The following is a 20847-nucleotide window of genomic DNA, read 5'->3' on the forward strand; positions in this document are numbered from 1 at the left end:
CAGTATTGAGGGTTTCTTGATACTTTGGTGCTCTTTTATCTTTGATAAAGGAGTTTTGGGCTGTTTATTTTTTGAAAATAGACAAAATCTGAATATTTCTGATTAAGAAATATATCGTGAAGTAATGTCATGGCTAAAAAACCAATCTATAAGTCGCTGTATTTTCAAGTAATCGTTGCCATTATTTTGGGGGTGATTGTTGGGCATTTTTACCCAAGTTCATCTGTAATTGTTGACGGCGTTAAGCAAAGTGTTCCCGGCTTGGGCGAGCAATTAAAACCATTGGGTGATGCTTTCATTAAGCTCATCAAAATGATTATTGCACCCGTGATTTTCTGTACTGTGGTGAGCGGTATCGCAGGTATGGAAAGCATGAAATCTGTGGGTAAAACAGGTGGTATTGCGCTGCTCTACTTCGAGGTAGTATCAACACTTGCATTAATTATCGGTCTGGTGGTGATCAATATTGCAAAACCGGGTGTAGGTATGAACATCGATCCTGCAACTTTAGATACCTCAGGTATTTCGAAGTATGTAGAGTCCGGTGCATCTCAATCGACACTTGATTTCTTTATGAACATCATTCCGAATACGGTGGTCGGTGCCTTTGCCGAAGGTGAAATTCTTCAAGTCCTTTTATTCGCATTGCTGTTTGGTTTCGCATTACATAAATTAGGCGATGCAGGTAAACCCGTCCTTAAATTCATCGATCAAATTTCACATGTGTTCTTTAACATCGTAAACATGATCATGAAACTTGCGCCGATTGGTGCATTTGGTGCGATGGCATTCACGATTGGTAAATACGGTATTGGTTCACTGGCTCAGTTAGCTCAATTGATCATCTGTTTCTATATTACTTGTTTACTGTTCATTTTCATTGTATTGGGTAGTATTGCACGTTTCTGCGGTTTCAGTATTTTGAAAATGATCCGTATGATTCGAGAAGAGTTATTGATTGTACTGGGTACATCATCTTCTGAATCCGTACTGCCACGTATGTTGAAGAAACTGGAAATTGCGGGTTGTGAAAAGTCTGTGGTGGGTCTGGTGATTCCTACAGGTTATTCATTTAACCTGGATGGTACTTCAATCTACCTGACTATGGCTGCAATCTTTATTGCTCAGGCCACCAATACCCAGCTTGATCTGGCTCATGAAATTACGCTTTTAGCGGTGCTGTTGATCTCTTCTAAAGGGGCTGCGGGTGTAACAGGTTCTGGCTTCATTGTTATGGCAGCAACCTTGTCTGCGGTTGGACATATCCCGGTAGCAGGTTTGGCATTGATTCTGGGTATTGACCGCTTCATGTCTGAAGCACGTGCCTTGACCAATCTGGTGGGTAACTCATTGGCGACAATTGTGGTTGCGAAATGGGTGGGTCAATTAGACACGGCTCAGTTAAATGAAGCATTAAACAATCCTGAAATGGTTGACCAAAAAATGCAGGAAGAAGCGAATCAAGCGCACGCTTAATCGATTCTGATTGTAAAAAGGGAGCTTCGGCTTCCTTTTTTATTGACCTTAAAGTCATAAAATAAGATCGTTATAGTTCATGACACAGCCTAATAAAATGAATAGGATAGCAAAGTAGAACAAATAACAATGACGAAAGACAAGGACGCTATATGTTGGCTTATGATGCTGATTTAGAATTATTCCGTGACAACTTCAAACGCTTTTTGAATGAGCATATTGCACCGCATTATGAACAGTGGGAACAGGAAGGCATTATGCCTCGTTCGATCTGGAATTTGCTGGGCGAAAATGGTTTCTTATGTGTGGATGTACCGGAAGAATATGGCGGTTATGGCGTTCCGACACATTATTCACTGATGCTGGTAGAAGAGTCTGCACGTGCCGGATATAGCGCCATATCAACCGGGATTTCATGTCACTCTGAAATTGCCGCACCTTATATTTTGCATATTGGAACGGAAGAGCAAAAGCAGTACTGGCTGCCAAAAATGGTGACCGGTGAAGTGGTTGGTGCGATTGGCATGACGGAGCCGGGTGCCGGTTCCGACTTGCAAGCAATGCGTACCAATGCCATCTTGCAGGACGATCATTATCTGCTGAATGGTTCCAAAACCTTTATCTCTAATGGTCAACATGCTGACCTGGTGGTTTTGGCAGCTAAAACGGATCCGCAAGCTCGTGCAAAAGGAGTGTCTTTGTTGCTGCTGGATACCCATCTGGAAGGCTTTAAAAAGGGCACCAACCTCAACAAAATTGGTTTGCATTCACAAGATACTTCAGAGCTATTCTTCGATAATATCAAGGTGCCTAAAGATCAGTTGCTGGGGCAGGCAGGACAAGGTTTTGCCTATTTAATGCAGGAATTGCCACGTGAGCGTACCGCCATTGCCGCGACAGCGATTGGTGCGATTCGTGGTTCAATTGATGTCACCATTGCCTATGTGAAAGAACGCCAAGCCTTTGGCCAGCCGATTAGCCAGTTCCAGAATACCCGTTTTGTTCTGGCTCAGGCGAAAATAGAGGAGCAGGCAACCGCTGCTTTTTATAATCAAAATGTTGAACTTTATATGCTAGGTAAACTGGATGTAGAAACTGCCGCAGCCTTAAAAAGTTTTGCAACCGATATGCAGATGAAAATAGCGGATAAGCTGTTACAGCTGTTTGGCGGTTATGGCTACATGACAGAATATCCAATTTCACGTTTCTTTGTAGATGCCCGAATTCAGCGGATTTACGGTGGAACCAATGAAATTATGAAAGAGATTGTGGCGCGTAGTTTATTGGGGCGTTAATTCATCAATAACAAGCTGCAATAAAAAAGAGTGAAGCAGAACTGCACCCTAAAAGCTGGACGCCAAGTCTGACTTTGCAGGGTGCTTTTTTATTGATTTAAAACCATTAAACTTTCTTCAATAAAAGCGGGTAAATCGTCAGGTGAGCGCGATGAAATATACAGATTATTATCATTGACCACACCAACATCATAATAGACTGCACCGGCATTAATCAGATCTTTTGCGACCGTTTTAAAGGTGGTCATTAAGCGACCTTTTACGACTTTGGCAGTAATTAATAACTGCGGACCGTGACAGATACTCAAAATAGGTTTCTGTGCATGGGCAAAGTTCCGCACAAAATCCACGAAGCGATCATCACCACGCAGTCGGTCTGGAGAATATCCGCCAGGAATAAGTAGGGCATCAAAATCATGTACGGTGACATCATCTATACTTTGGTCAATAGTCACAGCGGACTTGCGCTTATGACCATAGACAATATTGCCTGCCTTGTTTTCAATATTTAAAACACTATGGCGTGCAGCGCGAAAGGCGTGCACGGGTTCTGAATATTCAACATCTTCAAAATCATGAGTCACTAAAACTGCGATTCTTTTTGACATTATTGTTGTTCCGAATTGCTTTGTTCACAGACTATAAATTAAACATTAAACTTTTGTGATGGAGTTTGGTAAATTACTCTTGCATATATAAAATTGACGTAGATAAATATTTTTATATATTCATAAGTATTTGTAAAAATTAAAAAAATAAGAGATAAACTTTTGTTTCTACTTATGTCGAAATCTGGCTCGTAGAATTTTTCCGATGATTGACTTTGCAAGTTCGTTTCATCTGTCTCTCTGAATTTTGGAATTAGATTGTAGTCGAGTAGTCTTTACAGCGTTTATAAGGAATAAAAACGGCACAGTATTAAGTGTTTTTAACGATGAGCTTATTTGCAAATAACGATAAATTTATTCAATGAAGATACATAAAATCGTCAGCCCGATGGCCGAATTAGAAATCTACAGTTGCATTTCAATTTTGATCAAATGGGTAAAAGGTCATTAATTTTAAAAATTCATTGCAAAAACATGGAGAATAAAATTGCTGATTAAATCAACTGTATGTTTTTAAGACTGAATCAATCAAAGTCTTATTGCGTAACATTTGAAAGCTAACTATTGTTATACTGTTTGCATAACGTTTTTGAAGGGCAACATAACAATGATCCAAGACGATCAAAACACGACGACTTCTCTTGACCTTGCTCAAATCCGTGAGGATATTGATTCTGTAGATCAACAGATTCAACAGCTTATTAACCGACGCGCAAAATTAGCTGAAGCGGTGGCAAAAGCAAAATTTGCAGCTGAAGAGAATCCATTGTTTTACCGTCCTGAACGTGAAGCACAAGTTTTGCGCAATGTTATGCAGCGTAATGAAGGGCCATTGTCGGATGTCACCATGGCGCGTTTGTTCCGTGAAATCATGTCTGCGTGTCTGGCATTGGAAGCTCCACAAAGTATTGCTTTTCTGGGGCCTGTCGGTACCTATACCCATTCAGCCGTATTGAAACATTTCGGACAGGATGCCATTGTCCGTCCGCTTCCAACCATTGATGAAGTTTTCCGTGAAGTCGAAGCGGGTAGTGCGCATTATGGTTTAGTCCCTGTTGAAAATTCGTCTGAAGGTGTGGTGAACCATACTTTGGACTGTTTCAAATCTTCCCACTTAAACGTGATTGGTGAAGTTGAGCTGCGTATTCATCACCAGTTCCTGATTTCATCGAATACCCGTAAAGACAGCATTAAACAGATTTATGCGCATCAGCAGACCTTGGCACAATGCCGTGGCTGGTTAGATGCACATTATCCGGGTGTGGAACGGGTGGCTTTAAGTTCCAATGCTGAAGCTGCACGCCGTATTCGCAATGAATGGCATTCAGCTGCAATTGCGTCCGAAGTGGCTGCCAATATTTATGACCTGGAAATCCTGCACAGCAATATTGAAGACAATCCGGAAAATACCACACGCTTCCTGGTGATTGGCCGTGAAAAAGTACCGCCAAGTGGTAATGACAAAACCTCATTGCTGATTTCAGCGCATGACCGTGCCGGTGCCTTGCTGGAAATTCTGGCACCCTTTGCCAAACACAACATTAGTTTAACCAGTATTGAAACCCGTCCTGCATTGCCTGAAAAATGGGCCTATGTGTTCTTTATTGACTTAGAAGGCCATGTTGATCAGGACAATGTCAAAGCGGCGATTGAAGAAATTCGTCCTTTGGTGAAAGAAGTTCGAGTATTGGGTTCATATCCTATTGCAGTTTTATAAATCACTGTGGTGATCGGCTTAATTTTTTAATTTTAAGCTGATCCCTTTTATCACTTGAAATAGCTGGAAGAGTAACATGTCGTTTGTCCCTGCCAATGAAGGCATCTCAAAGTTAAAGCCTTATCAACCAGGTAAACCTATTAGTGAACTTGAGCGTGAGTTAGGGATTACTGATATTGTCAAATTGGCCTCGAATGAAAATCCGTTGGGCTGTTCTGACAAAGTCAAACAGGCTGTGGCAGCTGAACTGGCTGAAATTGGCCGCTATCCGGACGGTGGCGGTTTTATTTTAAAAGACCAGATTCAGGCACAATTCGGTGTGACTGCTGACCGTATTACTTTGGGTAATGGTTCAAACGATTTACTGGAAATGTTTGCCCGTGCATTCGTATCAGAAAAAGATTCTGTGATCTACAGCCAGCATGCATTTGCCGTATATGCCTTGGTCACTCAAGCGATTAATGCAGAAGCGATTGAAGTACCGGCCAAAGGTTTTGCTCATGATCTGAATGCTATGGCTGCGGCAATTCAAGACAATACCAAACTGATTTTTATTGCCAATCCAAACAACCCGACCGGAACTTGGTTTGAAGAAGCTGAATTTGAAGCCTTCATGCAAAAAATTCCGGCCAATGTGATTGTGGTTCTGGATGAAGCTTATGTGGAATATTTCCCGGAAAACTTTAATAGCTTAAAATTCTTAGAACAATATCCAAACATTATTGTCAGCCGTACCTTGTCTAAATGTTATGGTTTGGCAGCGCTGCGTGTTGGTTTTGCCTTGGCATCGAAAGAGGTTACTGACTTCTTAAACCGTATTCGCCAGCCGTTTAACGTGAACCATTTAGCCATGGTCGCTGCGGTTGCTGCACTGAAAGATGAAGACTTTATTGAGCAATCACGTGTAGTGAATAAAGCCGGCATGAAACAGCTGGAACAGGGCTTTGCTGCACTGGGCTTAAATTATGTTCCTTCCCGTGCCAACTTCATTTTAGTCGATGTACAGGCAGATCCGGCAGCAACCTTTAATGCCTTATTAAAAGAAGGTGTGATTGTACGTCCGGTCGGTATAGCCAATCATCTGCGGGTATCCATTGGTACTGAAGCGGAAAATGCAAAGTTCTTAGCTGCTTTGGCTAAGGTGCTTGAATTAGAGGCTGTTGCATAAATCATGTCTGTGCCACTGTTTGAAAAAGTTGCCTTTATTGGACTTGGGCTGATTGGCTCAAGTCTGGCTCGTGTCATCATTGCTGAAAAACTGGCAAAGCAAATTGTTGCTTCAACGCGTTCGCAAAAAACACTGGACGATGCCAAAGCACTTGGATTGATTCAGGAAGGCTATAGCAATCCTGTCGATGCGGTGCAAGGTGCAGATCTGGTGGTATTGGCTTTGCCGGTACGTGCAACGCAAAAAGTATTGCAAACCATCAAACCTTATCTGTCAGAGAATACCATTATTACCGATGTGGGCAGTACCAAGGGTAATGTGGTCGATGCAGCCAAAGCGGTATATGGTGAAAACCTGCCCGCTGGCTTTGTGCCGGGTCATCCGATTGCAGGTGCAGAACATACTGGCGTACATGCAGGTAAGGTCGATTTGTTTGCCAATCATAAAGTGATTTTGACCCCGCTACCTACCAGTAGCGACTGGGCGGTGGATAAACTGGTTCAGCTGTGGCAAGCGGCAAAAGCGGAAGTGATTTGCATGGATGTGGACAAGCATGATGAAGTGCTGGCACATACCAGCCATCTTCCGCATTTGATGGCATTTAATCTGGTGGAGCAACTGGCGAATCGGGAAGATAATCTCGATATCTTCCGTTATGCTGCCGGTGGATTTCGTGATTTTTCGCGCATTGCAGCCAGCGATCCGCAAATGTGGCACGACATCTTTTTTGCCAATAAAAAAGCCATCTTAAATGCAGTAGATGGATTTGAACAGCAACTGGCGCAAATCCGAAAGCTGATTGAAAATGAAGATTCACAGGCATTGATGGGCTTGCTTGGGCATGCCCAGGCAGCACGACAGCATTTTAATCATATGCTGTCCAAAAAACCTTTCATGGAGAACAATAAAGTGACGACACAGCAATTTACAATTTTACCGGGTAAGAAAAATTTCCAGGGTAAATTTACCGTGCCAGGGGATAAATCTGTGTCACACCGTTCCATCATGTTTGGTGCGATTGCGGAAGGTACAACCCATGTCACCGGTTTTCTGGAAGGTGAAGATGCTTTGGCCACGCTGCAGGCTTTTCGTGATATGGGTGTCAGCATTGAAGGACCTAAAAATGGCGAAGTGACCATCCATGGGGTAGGTATGCATGGCTTAAAATCCCCTGCAAGTGCCTTATATATGGGTAACTCGGGTACTTCTATGCGTCTGCTTTCTGGCATGTTGTCTGCTCAGAAGTTTGATTCAGTCATGACTGGCGATGCATCCTTGTCTAAACGTCCAATGGAACGGATTGCCAAACCATTACGTGAAATGGGTGCGCAAATTCAAACCACGGGTGAGCGTGGTACGCCACCTGTGTCTATTACCGGCAATCAGGCGCTAAAAGGTATTCATTATGACTTGCCGATGGCCTCGGCTCAGGTGAAATCAGGGATTCTACTGGCAGGTCTGTGGGCAGAAGGTGAAACTGTAGTCACTGAACCGGAACCCACCCGTGATCACTCTGAGCGTATGCTTCGTGCCTTTGGTTATGAAGTAAAAACTGAAGGCAACCGCATTTCACTGCAAGGTGGCGGTAAGCTGGTCGGTACTGAAATTCAGGTTCCGTCTGATATTTCATCTGCAGCGTTCTTTATGGTCGGTGCTGCGATTACTGAAGGTTCTGATGTCACTCTGGAAGCGGTAGGGATTAACCCGACACGTACCGGCGTAATTGAAATTTTGAAACAGATGGGTGCAGATTTAACTGTTGAAAATGAACGCATTGCTGGGGGTGAACCGATTGCAGATATTCGTATTCGCGGCTCACGTACCTTAAAAGGCATCCATATGCCGGAAGATCAGGTGCCATTGGCGATTGATGAATTTCCGGCATTATTCATTGCTGCGGCTTGTGCTGAAGGTCAAACCATTTTGACTGGTGCGGCTGAACTTCGTGTAAAAGAATCTGATCGTATTCAGGTGATGGCAGATGGCCTGCAAACCATGGGTATTGACTGCACACCAACCGATGATGGCATCATCATTGAAGGTAAGGGTAAATCAGGTGACTGGTCAGCTATCTTTACGGGTGGTGAAATTGAATCGCATCATGACCATCGTATTGCCATGAGTTTTAGTATGGCGGGCCTACGTACTTCAGGTGAAATCAAGATTGTCGGTACCGAAACGGTAGCCACCAGTTTCCCGACTTTCACTGAATTGACCAATCAGGCAGGTTTAGCGATTCAGGTCAGTGAGTAATTAGTCTAATTTTGTGTATTTGTTGGACAACAGCCAGGCTTTTGCTTGGCTGTTTTGCTTTTATTGCTTATTCTAAAACCATACAACAAGAAAGCCTTTGGATGCACAGATGAGAACATTACAATTTACCGCAAACTGTGAAAAACATAACCATGATTTATCATCCAGTGATTGTTATGTGACACAGGAATATGTGACCGAATTATTATCTAAACAGCTTGAACAATTTGGCTTTAAAACGAATGTCATGAATGAGCAAAATCATGAACAGCTCGCGGTGAGTGTGGAAGATTATCCTGTTGCTTTGGGGGTGAATTGTAGCGTGAAAGACGAAAATGGCTTATTGGTTTGTGAAATCAGTGCATCTGCCGATGAAACGCAGGACTGGTTTACAAAAATTGAAACTCAAAGTGTAATTAAACAGCTGGCTCAGGCGGTCGAGAATACCTTAAAAGAAGATGAGTCTTTTAGTGAGTTTGAGTGGAGATAATAAATTACTATTATTTTCCGTTGAATGAATATTGAAAAAGGAGGCAATAAGCCTCCTTTTTTATTTTTTATTTTTTGTCTATTGCCTATTGTCTATTGTCTATTGTCTATTGTCTATTGTCTTGGATTAGCCTGTACAAAGCCTTATTCAAAGGCAATATTCAGAATTAATACCTGACTAGAAAACGGGAAATAGCTATACGTAATTGCTTTAAATATCCAGTAAAGAAGTGATTCGCACCAGGTAAAACAGTAATTAAATGGCGTTGTGGTTTGGCCCATTGAATCAGGTCAGATAACAGGGTGACCTCATCTGCTTCACCATGAATAAATAAAATATCGCCTTTAATATGTGGGGTGACATAGTGGCGAACACCTGCAACTGTTGTGGTCGGTAAACCACATAAAATGGTCTGCACAGGTTGTAGTTCAACAGGAAGCAGAGCATAGCATTTGGTCATGACATTCGCGCCAAAACTAAAGCCGCCTGCATAAAATGGCAGGTTGGTATGTTGGCTACGTGCGTATTCAATCACCTTCAATGTATCTTTGGTTTCACCATCGCCTTCGTCATGTACTCCAGCACTTTGACCAGAACCGCGAAAACTTGGACGATAGACGACACAACCGCGTTCTAAAAACATTTGTGCTAAAAGTGCAGGGACTTTGTGCTGTGGTGTGCCACCTTGCAGTGGATGAGGATGAGTAACTACCGCGAATCCTTTCACTTCACCCTGAGGATAATCAACAAAAATTTCCAGTTGACCCGCAGGACCTTGAATGAAAACTTGCTCGGACATGTCACAACTGACTCATAACAGGAGAATCGGACATTTTACCGATAATGTTCAGTAAAAACACAAATTGGAAATAAAATAAGTCTACTGTTATAGTTTGTTTAATTGTTTTTTGATCAGGTTCTTCATGCTCGCCTTAATTTCTCCTGCCAAGACTTTAGACTATGAATCTGCACTTCCAACCGATGCCTATACACTACCAAGATTGCTAGAACATTCACAAGAACTTATAGACGTAAGTCGTAAACTGTCTGCTGCAGATATCGCCAATTTAATGAGCGTGAGTGAAAAAATTGCCAAGTTAAATGTAGAACGCTTTAATGACTGGCAAGCAGAGTTCAATTTTTCCAATGCACGTCAGGCTTTATTTGCCTTTAAAGGGGATGTGTATACTGGCCTGGATGCGTATGCGCTGAATGATCAGCATATAGCCTATGCACAGCAACATTTGCGCATGTTGTCTGGACTTTACGGTTTGTTGCGTCCTCTGGATTTGATGATGCCGTATCGTCTGGAAATGGGCACCAAGCTAAAAAATCTACGCGGTCATAACCTGTATGAATTCTGGGGTGACAATATTACCCAGTTAATCAATGCTGATTTGCAGCAGGCGAATTCGGAGTTATTGGTGAATCTCGCTTCTGATGAATATTACAAGTCGGTAAAACCGGGTAAAATTAAAGCGAAAATTATTAAGCCGGTATTTTTAGATCAGAAAAATGGCAAATATAAAGTGATTAGCTTTTATGCAAAAAAAGCCCGTGGCTTGATGGCACGCTATATTGTTGAACATCAGTTAAATCAAGCAGAGGATTTAAAGTCATTTAACGTTGAAGGTTATTATTTTGATGTTGCAAGCTCGCTTCCGGGGGAGCTGGTGTTTAAGCGCGATGAACAGCAAGTCGCATAAATAAGAGATTGGTGAAGCAAAAATCCCGATGTATTTCGGGATTTTTTTTTGAAAAAAATCAATAAAATGATAAGTTTTTGTCAATATAGATATTTTAATTGTTTGTTAATATAAGACAAATTTTTTTGAATAATAAGTTTTTATTATGAGAAGATTATTGGTTCCAATATTTATTTTTGCAGTGATTGTGCTGGGCTGGGCGGTTTACCAAGACAATCAAATGAAAAAAAAGCAGCAAGTCGATCAGTTGATTCAGGATGCTCACCAGTCATTAAAGGTTGTGGAGAGTAATCCGAATAATATGGTTTTAGAACCGTTTGAAACTGCCGATCCTGTTCTGTAGGGGATTTACATGTGAAATCTAGCCAGTTTTAGTGCCTGGACTTTATACGCTATGTTTGAAAGATGTGATTAGCTAATTGAAATTTAATTCAAAATAAATTTTAGAAACAATAAAAAGCATTGTGTTATAATTTGCCACAATCTTAATTGACTGCTTGTTTTTTTATTTTAAGCATTTGATTTTGATATGTAAGTAGGCTGCATAAAAGTTATGCGGCTTTTTTGTTTACAATTTTTGCTACTTGATTGTTTCTGGCTTGAAGGCAGATTTGTGCAAAATGCTTATTTTTAAAAACGGAAATATGGGCATATCCATGGCTGGGACATCTATAAACTTAATGGTGATTTGAGAAACGGATCATTAATTTTATAGCGTGCTGACGGCATAAAGTTTACTTACAGGGGTAAAGTCATGACGACTCCTAATCCATCTTCAGAGAATATGCTGGAACGCTTATTTAAGCTCAGTGAAAATAAAACCAGTTTTCGCACAGAAGTTCTTGCGGGTGTAACTACTTTCTTAACCATGTGTTACATCATTATTGTCAATCCAATGATTTTATCCGAAACCGGTATGGATCATGGGGCTGTCTTTGTTGCAACCTGTCTTGCAGCCGCAATTGGCTGTCTGGTGATGGGACTTGTGGCAAATTATCCAATTGCACTTGCGCCGGGTATGGGCTTGAACGCTTACTTTACCTATTCTGTTTGTATGGGCATGGGTGTGCCTTGGCAAACTGCACTGGCTGCTGTATTTGTTTCAGGTCTGGTATTTATTGCCATCAGTATGTTTAAAATCCGTGAAGCAATTGTCAATGCCATTCCAATGTCACTGAAATTCGCGATTGGCGGGGGAATTGGTTTATTCCTTGCTCTAATTGCATTAAAGAATTCAGGCATTATTGTTGACAATCCAGCGACCTTGGTAGGTCTGGGTGACTTGAAACAACCGACCGTATTGCTGACCTTGTTGGGCTTTCTGATGATTGTAGTGATGCATCATTTTAAAGTTCGTGGCGCTATTATTATCAGTATTCTGGTAATTACCGCTATTGCGACTGCGATGGGTCTGAATGAGTTCAAAGGTGTGGTGGGTGCGATTCCTTCTATTGCTCCAACCTTCCTGCAAATGGACTTTGAAGGCTTGTTTACAGCCAGTCTGGTGGGTGTGATTTTTGTCTTCTTCCTGGTGGATTTATTTGACTCAACCGGTACCTTGGTCGGAGTGGCACATCGTGCAGGCTTACTTAAAGATGGCAAATTACCACGTCTGAAAAAAGCACTGTTTGCTGACTCGACTGCAATTGTTGCCGGTGCAGCATTGGGTACATCTTCAACCACACCTTATATTGAATCGTCTGCAGGGGTTGCTGCGGGTGGCCGTACAGGTTTGACTGCGGTAGTTGTGGGCGTGTTGTTTGTACTGTGCTTATTCCTGGCACCTTTAGCGCAATCAGTTCCTGGTTTTGCTACCGCACCTGCATTATTGTTCGTGGGTGTGTTGATGATTCAAGGTATCGTACACATTGAGTGGGATGATATTACAGAAGCAGTTCCTGCATTCTTAACTATCGTATGTATGCCATTTACCTATTCGATTGCCGACGGTATTGCGATGGGCTTTATTAGCTACGCATTAATCAAACTGCTAACTGGGCAAGCGAAAACTGTACCTTATATGGTATGGATTGTGGCTGCACTTTGGGCATTGAAATTTGCTGTATTTGGCGGCTAATTCACCACATTCAGAATAGGGTGTAAACTCAGTTTGCACCCTTTTTTATTTTTAAAAAAATTTTATAAGGATAAGATATGAATCCAATTGAGCTTATTCAGGCATTGCCTAAAGCAGAGTTACACGTCCATATTGAAGGGACGTTTGAACCTGAACTGATGTTCGCGATTGCTCAGCGCAATCATATTGATATTCCGTATAAATCTGTAGAGGAAGTAAAACAGGCTTATAACTTCCATAATTTACAGTCATTTTTAGACATCTATTATGCGGGTGCTAATGTCCTGATTCATGAACAGGACTTTTATGATTTGGCTTGGGCATATTTTGAAAAATGTGCTGAAGACCAAGTGGTTCATACTGAAATGTTCTTCGATCCACAAACGCATACTGATCGTGGCGTTGCTTTTGAAACTGTAATTAAAGGTTTAAAACGCGCCTGTGATGATGCAAAAGCCAAATTCGGCATTAGCTCGCATTTGATCATGTGTTTCTTGCGTCATTTAAGTGAAGAAGCTGCATTTAAAACTTTGGAACAGGCTTTACCTTACAAAGATCAAATTATTGCGGTGGGATTGGACTCGAGTGAAGTTGGGCATCCACCTGCTAAATTTGAACGGGTCTTTGCCAAAGCACGTGAAGCCGGTTTTCTGGTGGTAGCGCATGCAGGTGAAGAAGGTCCGGCTGAATATGTCTGGGAAGCCTTGGATTTGCTCAAAGTGAACCGTATTGACCATGGCGTGCGTTCTGAAGACGATCCGAAGCTGATGCAGTGTTTAATTGCAGAGAAAATGCCTTTAACCGTATGTCCTTTAAGTAACTTAAAACTTTGCGTCGTCGATGATATGGCACAGCACAATATCCGTCGTTTATTGCAACAGGGCGTGCATGTGACGGTCAATTCAGATGACCCATCTTATTTTGGTGGTTATATGAATGATAATTTCATTGCAATTACAAAAGCACTCGATCTTTCCAATCAGGAATTGAAGCAATTGGCTAAAAACTCATTTGAAGCATCCTTTATTTCTGCTGCTGAAAAGCAAAAATGGGCCAATGAAATTGATGCTTTAGCCTAATTGATGATCGCGAAATATACTTTGGATTCAGTGGATTCATTGAGGAGTCCGCTGAATCATTGATGTGTTAACTATTAGGTTGTAATGTGAAAAAGAGTTTTTACTGGGTATTGCTCATCTGTTTGTTGGCAGGCTTTCTTTGGGTCTTGGCAACAGATAAGAATTCTGCTTTAACCCGGAAAATGTTGAAACCAGTGATTGAGCAAAGCTGCAAAAATGAATTAAACAATTCAAAAGTTTGGCAAGCCGCAGCTTTGTTTATGAGTTTTGATCGGCAAACCACAGTGCAAAAACAAATCTGTGGCTGTGTGGGTGAGCATGCGTTGCAGAATATCTCAGCAAAAGAGTTAGCAATGGCATCGATTGATGAATCTGCAAAAAACAGTCTGATTCAACAGGCGGTGATGAATAGCGTGAAAGGGTGTGTTCAAGACGCTTTAAAATAATGTAGAGCTAAACTGGTTATTATAAATTTAGCTATAAAAACAGCCGCATCGATGTGTGATTGATGCGGCTTTTTATTGAAATAAAATTGATTATTTTGCCTGTCGGGTCATGCTACGCAAGACATTATCTTTATCAATAAAATGATGTTTTAATGCCGCTGCAATATGACCTATTACAAGTAAGCCTGCAAACCAGGATAAATAAATGTGTACGGGTTTAACGATAGCTAAAAGATCGGGATTGTCCTGAACTAAACGTGGAATTTCAAATAAGTATAAAGCAGGTGCCGGATGGCCCGTACTCCAGCTAAACAAACAGCCGATAATTGGTAAGGCAAGCAATATGATATATAAAGCCAAATGTCCAAGATGTGCAAAAACTTTCATGGAAGCTGACATGCTGTCGGGTAATGTCGGAACGGGATGGGTATAGCGCCAAAAGATACGAACCAGCACCAGAAAGATAATGGTTGTGGCAATGTTCTTGTGTAAGGTAATGACCTGACCTTTAAAGCTGCCATCGATATTATAACTTAAAAAATTTCCGCTATAAAAACCAATACACCATGCAGCAATAAAAATAGCAGCCATGAGCCAGTGCAGCATTTGTGCCGTACGCGTATAGTATTGTGAAGTGTTTTTCATGCTATGCCAATCGAACTATATGTTCTTGTAAAAGTCTGCGTATGCTAATCAAAAAGCACCTATTAAAAAATAATGAAGATGGAACGAAGCGTGTATTTCTTGCAACACTGAGTATTTGCCGCTTTATTGAGCGGGATCATCCGCGAGTATAAAATTCAGTTGAAATATACATTTCTTCCCAGATAAAGTTTCGGCAAAATACGTGCAACCGATTTTATAACCCAGGATTTAACTGTGAAAAAACTTATCGCTGTACTTGCGCCTTTAACTTTGGCTTTAACTGCTTGTGTAGCAACGGATACAACAACAGGAACAACATCAACTGCACAATCTACAACACAGCAACTTGGCACTGCTGCAATTAAAATTGCAATTAATGCGAAATGTACCACTGAGTTGAATAATATTGCTGCATGGCAAAATGCAACCAAATTCATGACCGCAACTCAAAAGCAGAATATTCAAACTGAAATTTGTGGTTGTGTTAGCGAAAAAGCACCACAAAGCGTAACTGCCGTAGACTTGGCTACAGCAGCAATTGATCCGGCAGCACGTAATACTATTGTTTCAAATGCAGTGACTAAGACCATTAATGCCTGTGTTGCTGAAGCTGTGAGCTAATACAGATTCAATTCATGTTAAAATTAAAGAGGCTGATCTGATTCAGCCTCTTTTTTTGTAGGTAAGGCATTGATGAAAATTGCGGGTGTAGATGAGGCGGGGCGTGGTCCCTTAGTGGGTTCGGTGGTAGCGGCTGCGGTTATTTTGGATCCCAATAATCCGATAGAAGGTTTAAATGATTCTAAAAAGCTCACTGAAAAAAAACGTGAAAAATTATTCATAGAGATACAAGAAAAAGCCTTGGCTTGGGCCATTGCTTCAGCAAGCCATGAAGAAATAGACCAGATCAATATTCTACAAGCATCATTATTGGCTATGCGTCGTGCTGTGGAAGCTCTCAAGCTTCAGCCGGAGCATGTACTGGTTGATGGTAATAAAATTCCACAAGGCTTGGTTATGAGCTGTGATGCGGTCGTAGGTGGCGATGCGCTGCATGCGGAAATTTCAGCAGCCAGTATTTTGGCAAAAGTAACTCGTGACCGTGAGATGGTTGTGCTGGATCAGCAATATCCACACTTTGGTTTTGCCAAACACAAGGGTTACCCAACCAAAGCTCATTTTGAAGCGATTGCTGAACATGGTGTGATTGACCAGCATCGCCGTAGTTATGCACCAGTTAAAAAAGCATTGGCCTTACTGGAGCAAAACTAAACCTTAGATAAATTTAAAGCGGCTATATAGCCGCTTTATATTAGAATAATCTTTAATGGGTTAACGATTAAAGTCATTCTGGGTATTTTGTGGGAAATTATCTTCCTCAAAAGAGGGTTGATAATCCTGATCAAGGTGTTGCAGGTGTTCGTGCATAGCGCGTTCATGCTGGATTCGTTGATAAATTTCTTCACGATGAACAGATACTTCTTTTGGAGCATTTACGCCAATACGAACCTGATTACCTTTTACGCCAAGCACAGTTACACTGACTTGGTCCCCAATCATTAATGTTTCACCGACACGTCGGGTTAGAATCAGCATGTTTATCTCCTTGCAAAACGCTAAACGTGCAATTGATTTTAAAAAAATATAAAAGACACAACCTTGGTATCATAGAAATATTATCAGAACAATCTGTCAAAAAATCTGACTAAAAATAATTCTGTTAATATTTTCAAAATCCTCGGTTCAAATATAACAGAGCCACTATAAAAAAAACTATAGTGGCTCTATTCTTTTTGTAGTATTTCGCAAATTTTGTCATACAATGACCAAAATTTGCGTTTCTACAAATTAAGCGCGTGCGCTAGATTCACCTGATTCGCGGTCAAGGCCGAATGCAGTGTGAAGAGAGCGAACTGCAAGTTCTAGGTAGTTTTCTTCAATGATCACTGAAATTTTGATTTCAGAAGTCGAGATCATGAGGATGTTGATACCTTCGTCTGCAAGTGCAGTGAACATTTTGCTGGCAACGCCTGCGTGAGAGCGCATCCCTACACCTACGATAGATACTTTCACGATGTCATCGCGAGTTGCAACTTCACGTGCACCAATCGCTTGAGCAGTTTCTTCAAGGATTTTTTTCGCTTTTGCAAGCTCGCCACGGTTTACAGTGAATGTGAAATCAGTTGTACCATCTTCTTCAACGTTCTGGATAATCATATCCACTTCGACGTTGGCATCACCAATTGGTTTTAGAATTTTAGAAGCAATACCTGGCTCATCTGGAACACCAAGAATCGTTAATTTTGCTTCATCACGGTTGAATGCGATACCTGAGATAATTGGCTGTTCCATGTCGTCTTCCAATTCAGTCGTAATTAGTGTGCCTACGTTTTGTTTAAATTCTTCGTCAAATGCGCCATCGGTGTCATTGTCGAAGCTTGAAAGTACGCGTAAAGGTACTTGATATTTACCAGCAAATTCAACAGAACGAATTTGTAATACTTTTGAACCAAGCGAAGCCATTTCCAGCATTTCTTCAAATGAAATACGGTCAACTTTTTTTGCTTTTGGTGCAACACGTGGGTCAGTGGTATATACGCCATCGACGTCTGTGTAAATCTGGCATTCATCAGCTTTTAATGCAGCAGCAAGTGCAACACCTGAAGTGTCAGAACCACCACGTCCTAGAGTTGTGGTGTTGCCATCCGCGTCAAAACCCTGGAAGCCGGCGACTACAAGCACGCGACCCGCATCTAAATTTTCAGCCAATATATCGGTATCGATAGATTCAATACGCGCTTTAGTAAATGCACTGTCAGTTTTGATGCCAACCTGGCGACCAGTAAGCGATTTAGCTTCAACACCAATAGAGTTGAGCGCCATTGCTAACATAGAAATCAATCTCTGTTCACCTGTAGAGACCATTTGGTCAAGTTCACGTGGATCAGGGGTTTCGGTAATGGCCTTCGCTAAAGCAAGCAGGCGATTGGTTTCGCCACTCATTGCCGATACAACCACCACTACCTTGTGGCCGTGGTCATGCCAGCGCTTTACACGACGAGCAACATTTAAAATGCGCTCGGGAGTACCCATTGAGGTACCGCCATATTTTTGAACGATTAATGCCATAGTTGTTCCATAAAAGCCATGATCCTGAATTACCTTTTCAGGATCAGTTACACAAAAAGTGAAGTCTTATTTTGCTTCAAGCCAAGCAGTTAAATCTGCCATCACTGAAGCAAACTTCTCGTTAAGTGGCGCGCCACCTTGTGCCAAGTCAGGTTTACCACCACCTTTACCACCGAGTTCGGTTGCCAAGTGTTTGATGATGTCACCCGCTTTAATAGAAGCAGTAAAGTCTTTCGCTACAGATGCAATCAGGCTCACTTTATCGCCTTCTACACCTGCAAGAACGATTACTGCATTGTCTAATTTAGATTTCACACCGTCATGCAGGTTGCGAAGCGATTTCGCATCCATATTTTGAACAGTTGTGATTAAAGTTGAACGACCCGCAACAGTTTGAACTTGGCTTAAAAGTTCAGCTGCCTGGAAGTTCGCTAATTTTTGATTGAGTTGCTCAATTTGTTTTTGCAAGCTAGATGCAGTTTGCGCTAGAGCTTCCACTTTTTCCAAAGTTTGGTCTTTTTGTGCTTTTAATACATCGTTAATCGCATGAATATCACGATCGACTTTTTGCGCAGCTTCCACCGCTTTAGTACCAGTCACAGCTTCAATACGACGTACGCCCGCTGCTACACTACCTTCAGAAGTGATTTTGAACAGTCCGATATCACCAGTACGCTTCACGTGGATACCACCACATAGCTCGATTGAGAAGTTTTTCTCTTCAATCACTGAACCCATAGACAGTACGCGAACTTCATCACCATACTTCTCACCGAATAACATCATTGCGCCTTTGGCTTTGGCAGATTCGATGTCAAGCAGTTCAGTGGTAACTGCTGTGTTAGCAATGACTTCAGCATTCACCAGGCGTTCAATTTCTTGCAGCTGTTCAAATGTCACCGGCTGATCATTGGCAAAGTCAAAACGTAATAGTTCGCTTGCCACTAATGAGCCTTTTTGTTGAACGTGCGAACCCAAAACTTGACGTAGGGCAGCATGTAAAAGGTGAGTCGCAGAGTGGTTACGTGCTGTTGCAGCACGAAGGTCTGCTTTGACAGTGGCTTCAACAGATTGAGTTGCTTTCAAGCTACCCATGGTCACGATACCTTGGTGAACGAATGCACCACCAGATTTCTTGGTATCTTGAACTTCAAAGATACCGGTATCGTTTTTGAACAGTCCTGTATCACCGATTTGACCACCGCTTTCTGCATAGAAAGGAGTCTGGTTTAGAACGATTAACGCTTCATCGCCTTCAACTACTTCGTCAACCTGTTCGCCATCTTTATAGATTGCAACAATTTGACCTTGACCTTGAGTTGCTTCGTAACCTTCAAACTGGGTTTCACCTTCAACTTTTACAATGCTGTTATAGTCGATGGCGAATTTACCTGCATCACGTGCACGTTGACGCTGAGCTGCCATTTCAACTTCAAAGCCCGCTTCATCAATGGTTAAGTCACGTTCACGTGCAATGTCAGCTGTTAAGTCAGTCGGGAAGCCGTAAGTATCATAAAGTTTGAATACTGTTTCGCCCGGAATTACAGAACCTTTAAGGTTTGCTAATTCGCCTTCAAGCAATTTCAGACCTTGCTCAAGTGTTTTCGCGAATTGTTCTTCTTCTTTCAGCAGTTGCGCTTCAATACGTGCCTGGTTAGCAGCAAGTTCAGGATACGCTGCACCCATCACTTCAATTAAAGGCTGAAGCATTTTGTAGAAGAATGAACCGGTCGCACCCAGTTTGTTACCGTGGCGTACTGCGCGACGGATAATACGACGTAATACATAACCACGGCCTTCATTCGAAGGGTTCACGCCATCAGCAATCAGGAAGCAGCATGAACGCGCATGGTCAGCCACAACTTTTAAAGATGCAGGGTATTCAACAGGCTTATTTTCTTCTTGTGCTTTCGCTTCTATTTCAGCTGTATCTAGACCAATGATTTCAGCAGCAGCTTTTAATAAGTGCTGGAACAGATCGATTTCGTAGTTTGAGTTTACATGCTGTAAAACCGCAGAAATACGTTCCAAGCCCATACCTGTATCTACAGAAGGTGCTGGAAGAGGGTGCAGTACGCCATCCGCAGTACGGTTGAACTGCATGAATACGTTGTTCCAGATCTCGATGAAACGGTCGCCATCTTCTTCAGGCGTGCCCGGTAGGCCACCCCAGATGTGATCGCCATGGTCAAAGAAAATTTCAGAACACGGACCGCAAGGACCGGTGTCACCCATTGCCCAGAAGTTATCCGATGCGTATTGACCGCCTTTATTATCGCCAATACGGATAATACGGCTGGCATCTAGGCCAATCTCTTTATTCCAGATGTCAAAAGCTTCGTCATCGGTGTGATAAACAGTGGCATACAGTTTATCTTTAGGAAGACCTAACCATTGCTCAGAAGTTAAAAAGTCCCAGGCAAATGTGATTGCATCACGTTTGAAGTAATCACCAAACGAGAAGTTGCCTAACATTTCAAAGAAAGTATGGTGACGTGCGGTATAGCCGACATTGTCCAAGTCGTTGTGCTTACCACCGGCACGTACACATTTTTGTGAAGACGTTGCACGAACATAGTCACGTTTTTCAAGACCAAGGAAACAGTCTTTGAACTGGTTCATACCAGCGTTGGTGAACAATAATGTTGGGTCGTTGGCAGGAACCAGAGAACTCGACGCGACACGTGTATGCCCTTGCGATTCAAAATAGCTTAAAAAAGCTTCGCGAATTTCAGCGGATGTCATAAAACGAGTACTC

At 42.0% G+C, this 20847-nt stretch carries 19 protein-coding genes; 13 read left to right on the forward strand and 6 right to left on the reverse strand.

Features of this window, described 5'->3' with window-relative positions; all coding sequences use genetic code 11:
- Positions 1 to 129: 129 nt before the first annotated feature.
- Positions 130 to 1476 carry a dicarboxylate/amino acid:cation symporter gene (locus tag B2Y23_RS13390; RefSeq protein ID WP_291371346.1) on the forward strand — a complete coding sequence of 449 codons (1347 nt, stop codon included), beginning with the start codon at positions 130 to 132 and terminating at the stop codon, positions 1474 to 1476.
- Between the two features lie 152 nt (positions 1477 to 1628).
- Positions 1629 to 2771 (forward strand): acyl-CoA dehydrogenase family protein, encoded by a 1143-nt coding sequence (locus B2Y23_RS13395; RefSeq protein WP_291371348.1) that lies wholly within the window; start codon positions 1629 to 1631, stop codon positions 2769 to 2771.
- Between the two features lie 89 nt (positions 2772 to 2860).
- Here B2Y23_RS13395 and B2Y23_RS13400 read toward each other — a convergent pair whose 3' ends face one another.
- Positions 2861 to 3379 carry a type 1 glutamine amidotransferase domain-containing protein gene (locus B2Y23_RS13400; RefSeq protein WP_291352393.1) on the reverse strand — a complete coding sequence of 173 codons (519 nt, stop codon included), beginning with the start codon at positions 3377 to 3379 and terminating at the stop codon, positions 2861 to 2863.
- A gap of 607 nt (positions 3380 to 3986) precedes the next feature.
- On the opposite strand from B2Y23_RS13400, the gene pheA reads away from it, so the two are divergent.
- From pheA to B2Y23_RS13420, 4 genes are all read left to right on the forward strand, one after another.
- On the forward strand, positions 3987 to 5096 hold the full coding sequence (pheA, locus tag B2Y23_RS13405; RefSeq protein WP_291352391.1) for a prephenate dehydratase: 1110 nt from the start codon (positions 3987 to 3989) through the stop codon (positions 5094 to 5096).
- Positions 5097 to 5172: 76 nt separating this feature from the next.
- Positions 5173 to 6264 (forward strand): histidinol-phosphate transaminase, encoded by a 1092-nt coding sequence (gene hisC, locus B2Y23_RS13410; RefSeq protein WP_291352389.1) that lies wholly within the window; start codon positions 5173 to 5175, stop codon positions 6262 to 6264.
- 3 nt (positions 6265 to 6267) lie between these two features.
- On the forward strand, positions 6268 to 8517 hold the full coding sequence (locus B2Y23_RS13415; protein ID WP_291352387.1) for a bifunctional prephenate dehydrogenase/3-phosphoshikimate 1-carboxyvinyltransferase: 2250 nt from the start codon (positions 6268 to 6270) through the stop codon (positions 8515 to 8517).
- Positions 8518 to 8626: 109 nt separating this feature from the next.
- Positions 8627 to 9007 carry a hypothetical protein gene (locus B2Y23_RS13420; protein WP_291352385.1) on the forward strand — a complete coding sequence of 127 codons (381 nt, stop codon included), beginning with the start codon at positions 8627 to 8629 and terminating at the stop codon, positions 9005 to 9007.
- Between the two features lie 166 nt (positions 9008 to 9173).
- Here B2Y23_RS13420 and B2Y23_RS13425 read toward each other — a convergent pair whose 3' ends face one another.
- Positions 9174 to 9806, reverse strand: coding sequence for an alpha/beta hydrolase (locus B2Y23_RS13425; RefSeq protein WP_291352383.1), 633 nt, complete (start codon positions 9804 to 9806; stop codon positions 9174 to 9176).
- Positions 9807 to 9930: 124 nt separating this feature from the next.
- On the opposite strand from B2Y23_RS13425, the gene yaaA reads away from it, so the two are divergent.
- The 5 genes from yaaA to B2Y23_RS13450 all read left to right on the forward strand — a co-directional run bounded on the left by yaaA (position 9931) and on the right by B2Y23_RS13450 (position 14315).
- On the forward strand, positions 9931 to 10713 hold the full coding sequence (gene yaaA / locus B2Y23_RS13430) for a peroxide stress protein YaaA (RefSeq protein ID WP_291352381.1): 783 nt from the start codon (positions 9931 to 9933) through the stop codon (positions 10711 to 10713).
- A gap of 145 nt (positions 10714 to 10858) precedes the next feature.
- A complete protein-coding gene (locus B2Y23_RS13435) occupies positions 10859 to 11056 on the forward strand; it encodes a hypothetical protein (protein ID WP_291352379.1) in 198 nt (65 codons plus the stop codon).
- Between the two features lie 411 nt (positions 11057 to 11467).
- A complete protein-coding gene (locus tag B2Y23_RS13440) occupies positions 11468 to 12790 on the forward strand; it encodes an NCS2 family permease (protein WP_291352378.1) in 1323 nt (440 codons plus the stop codon).
- A 77-nt stretch (positions 12791 to 12867) separates the two neighbouring features.
- Positions 12868 to 13869 (forward strand): adenosine deaminase, encoded by a 1002-nt coding sequence (locus B2Y23_RS13445; protein WP_291371350.1) that lies wholly within the window; start codon positions 12868 to 12870, stop codon positions 13867 to 13869.
- A gap of 86 nt (positions 13870 to 13955) precedes the next feature.
- Positions 13956 to 14315: a hypothetical protein gene (locus tag B2Y23_RS13450; RefSeq protein WP_291371352.1), complete on the forward strand. Its 360-nt coding sequence runs from the start codon at positions 13956 to 13958 to the stop codon at positions 14313 to 14315.
- 90 nt (positions 14316 to 14405) lie between these two features.
- Here B2Y23_RS13450 and B2Y23_RS13455 read toward each other — a convergent pair whose 3' ends face one another.
- On the reverse strand, positions 14406 to 14960 hold the full coding sequence (locus B2Y23_RS13455) for a cytochrome b (protein WP_291371354.1): 555 nt from the start codon (positions 14958 to 14960) through the stop codon (positions 14406 to 14408).
- Positions 14961 to 15194: 234 nt separating this feature from the next.
- Here B2Y23_RS13455 and B2Y23_RS13460 point away from each other — a divergent pair, with 234 nt between their 5' ends.
- Positions 15195 to 15581, forward strand: a complete 387-nt coding sequence (locus B2Y23_RS13460) for a hypothetical protein (RefSeq protein ID WP_291352370.1) — start codon at positions 15195 to 15197, stop codon at positions 15579 to 15581.
- Between the two features lie 72 nt (positions 15582 to 15653).
- A complete protein-coding gene (gene rnhB / locus B2Y23_RS13465; protein ID WP_291371356.1) occupies positions 15654 to 16232 on the forward strand; it encodes a ribonuclease HII in 579 nt (192 codons plus the stop codon).
- A 60-nt stretch (positions 16233 to 16292) separates the two neighbouring features.
- Here rnhB and csrA read toward each other — a convergent pair whose 3' ends face one another.
- The 3 genes from csrA to alaS all read right to left on the reverse strand — a co-directional run.
- The gene (gene csrA, locus B2Y23_RS13470; RefSeq protein WP_067723263.1) at positions 16293 to 16556 is read right to left on the reverse strand and encodes a carbon storage regulator CsrA; all 264 of its coding nucleotides are present in this window, start codon (positions 16554 to 16556) and stop codon (positions 16293 to 16295) included.
- A 252-nt stretch (positions 16557 to 16808) separates the two neighbouring features.
- Positions 16809 to 18089, reverse strand: a complete 1281-nt coding sequence (locus tag B2Y23_RS13475; protein ID WP_291371358.1) for an aspartate kinase — start codon at positions 18087 to 18089, stop codon at positions 16809 to 16811.
- A gap of 66 nt (positions 18090 to 18155) precedes the next feature.
- Positions 18156 to 20847, reverse strand: a 2692-nt coding sequence (gene alaS, locus B2Y23_RS13480) for an alanine--tRNA ligase (RefSeq protein WP_291371360.1), incomplete at its 5' end; no start/stop codon positions are given.

This window comes from Acinetobacter sp. UBA5934, from assembly GCF_002430855.1.
GTDB lineage: Bacteria > Pseudomonadota > Gammaproteobacteria > Pseudomonadales > Moraxellaceae > Acinetobacter.

Bases quoted from the DNA above. Each gene is read 5' to 3' on its own strand.
- csrA (WP_067723263.1), bottom strand. From the start codon at position 16,556: ATGCTGATTCTAACCCGACGTGTCGGTGAAACATTAATGATTGGGGAC.
- B2Y23_RS13425 (WP_291352383.1), bottom strand. From the start codon at position 9,806: ATGTCCGAGCAAGTTTTCATTCAAGGTCCTGCGGGTCAACTGGAAATT.
- B2Y23_RS13435 (WP_291352379.1), top strand. From the start codon at position 10,859: ATGAGAAGATTATTGGTTCCAATATTTATTTTTGCAGTGATTGTGCTG.
- B2Y23_RS13420 (WP_291352385.1), top strand. From the start codon at position 8,627: ATGAGAACATTACAATTTACCGCAAACTGTGAAAAACATAACCATGAT.
- B2Y23_RS13475 (WP_291371358.1), bottom strand. From the start codon at position 18,089: ATGGCATTAATCGTTCAAAAATATGGCGGTACCTCAATGGGTACTCCC.
- B2Y23_RS13445 (WP_291371350.1), top strand. From the start codon at position 12,868: ATGAATCCAATTGAGCTTATTCAGGCATTGCCTAAAGCAGAGTTACAC.
- B2Y23_RS13455 (WP_291371354.1), bottom strand. From the start codon at position 14,960: ATGAAAAACACTTCACAATACTATACGCGTACGGCACAAATGCTGCAC.
- B2Y23_RS13390 (WP_291371346.1), top strand. From the start codon at position 130: ATGGCTAAAAAACCAATCTATAAGTCGCTGTATTTTCAAGTAATCGTT.
- B2Y23_RS13395 (WP_291371348.1), top strand. From the start codon at position 1,629: ATGTTGGCTTATGATGCTGATTTAGAATTATTCCGTGACAACTTCAAA.
- yaaA (WP_291352381.1), top strand. From the start codon at position 9,931: ATGCTCGCCTTAATTTCTCCTGCCAAGACTTTAGACTATGAATCTGCA.
- B2Y23_RS13400 (WP_291352393.1), bottom strand. From the start codon at position 3,379: ATGTCAAAAAGAATCGCAGTTTTAGTGACTCATGATTTTGAAGATGTT.
- rnhB (WP_291371356.1), top strand. From the start codon at position 15,654: ATGAAAATTGCGGGTGTAGATGAGGCGGGGCGTGGTCCCTTAGTGGGT.
- B2Y23_RS13440 (WP_291352378.1), top strand. From the start codon at position 11,468: ATGACGACTCCTAATCCATCTTCAGAGAATATGCTGGAACGCTTATTT.
- hisC (WP_291352389.1), top strand. From the start codon at position 5,173: ATGTCGTTTGTCCCTGCCAATGAAGGCATCTCAAAGTTAAAGCCTTAT.
- B2Y23_RS13415 (WP_291352387.1), top strand. From the start codon at position 6,268: ATGTCTGTGCCACTGTTTGAAAAAGTTGCCTTTATTGGACTTGGGCTG.
- pheA (WP_291352391.1), top strand. From the start codon at position 3,987: ATGATCCAAGACGATCAAAACACGACGACTTCTCTTGACCTTGCTCAA.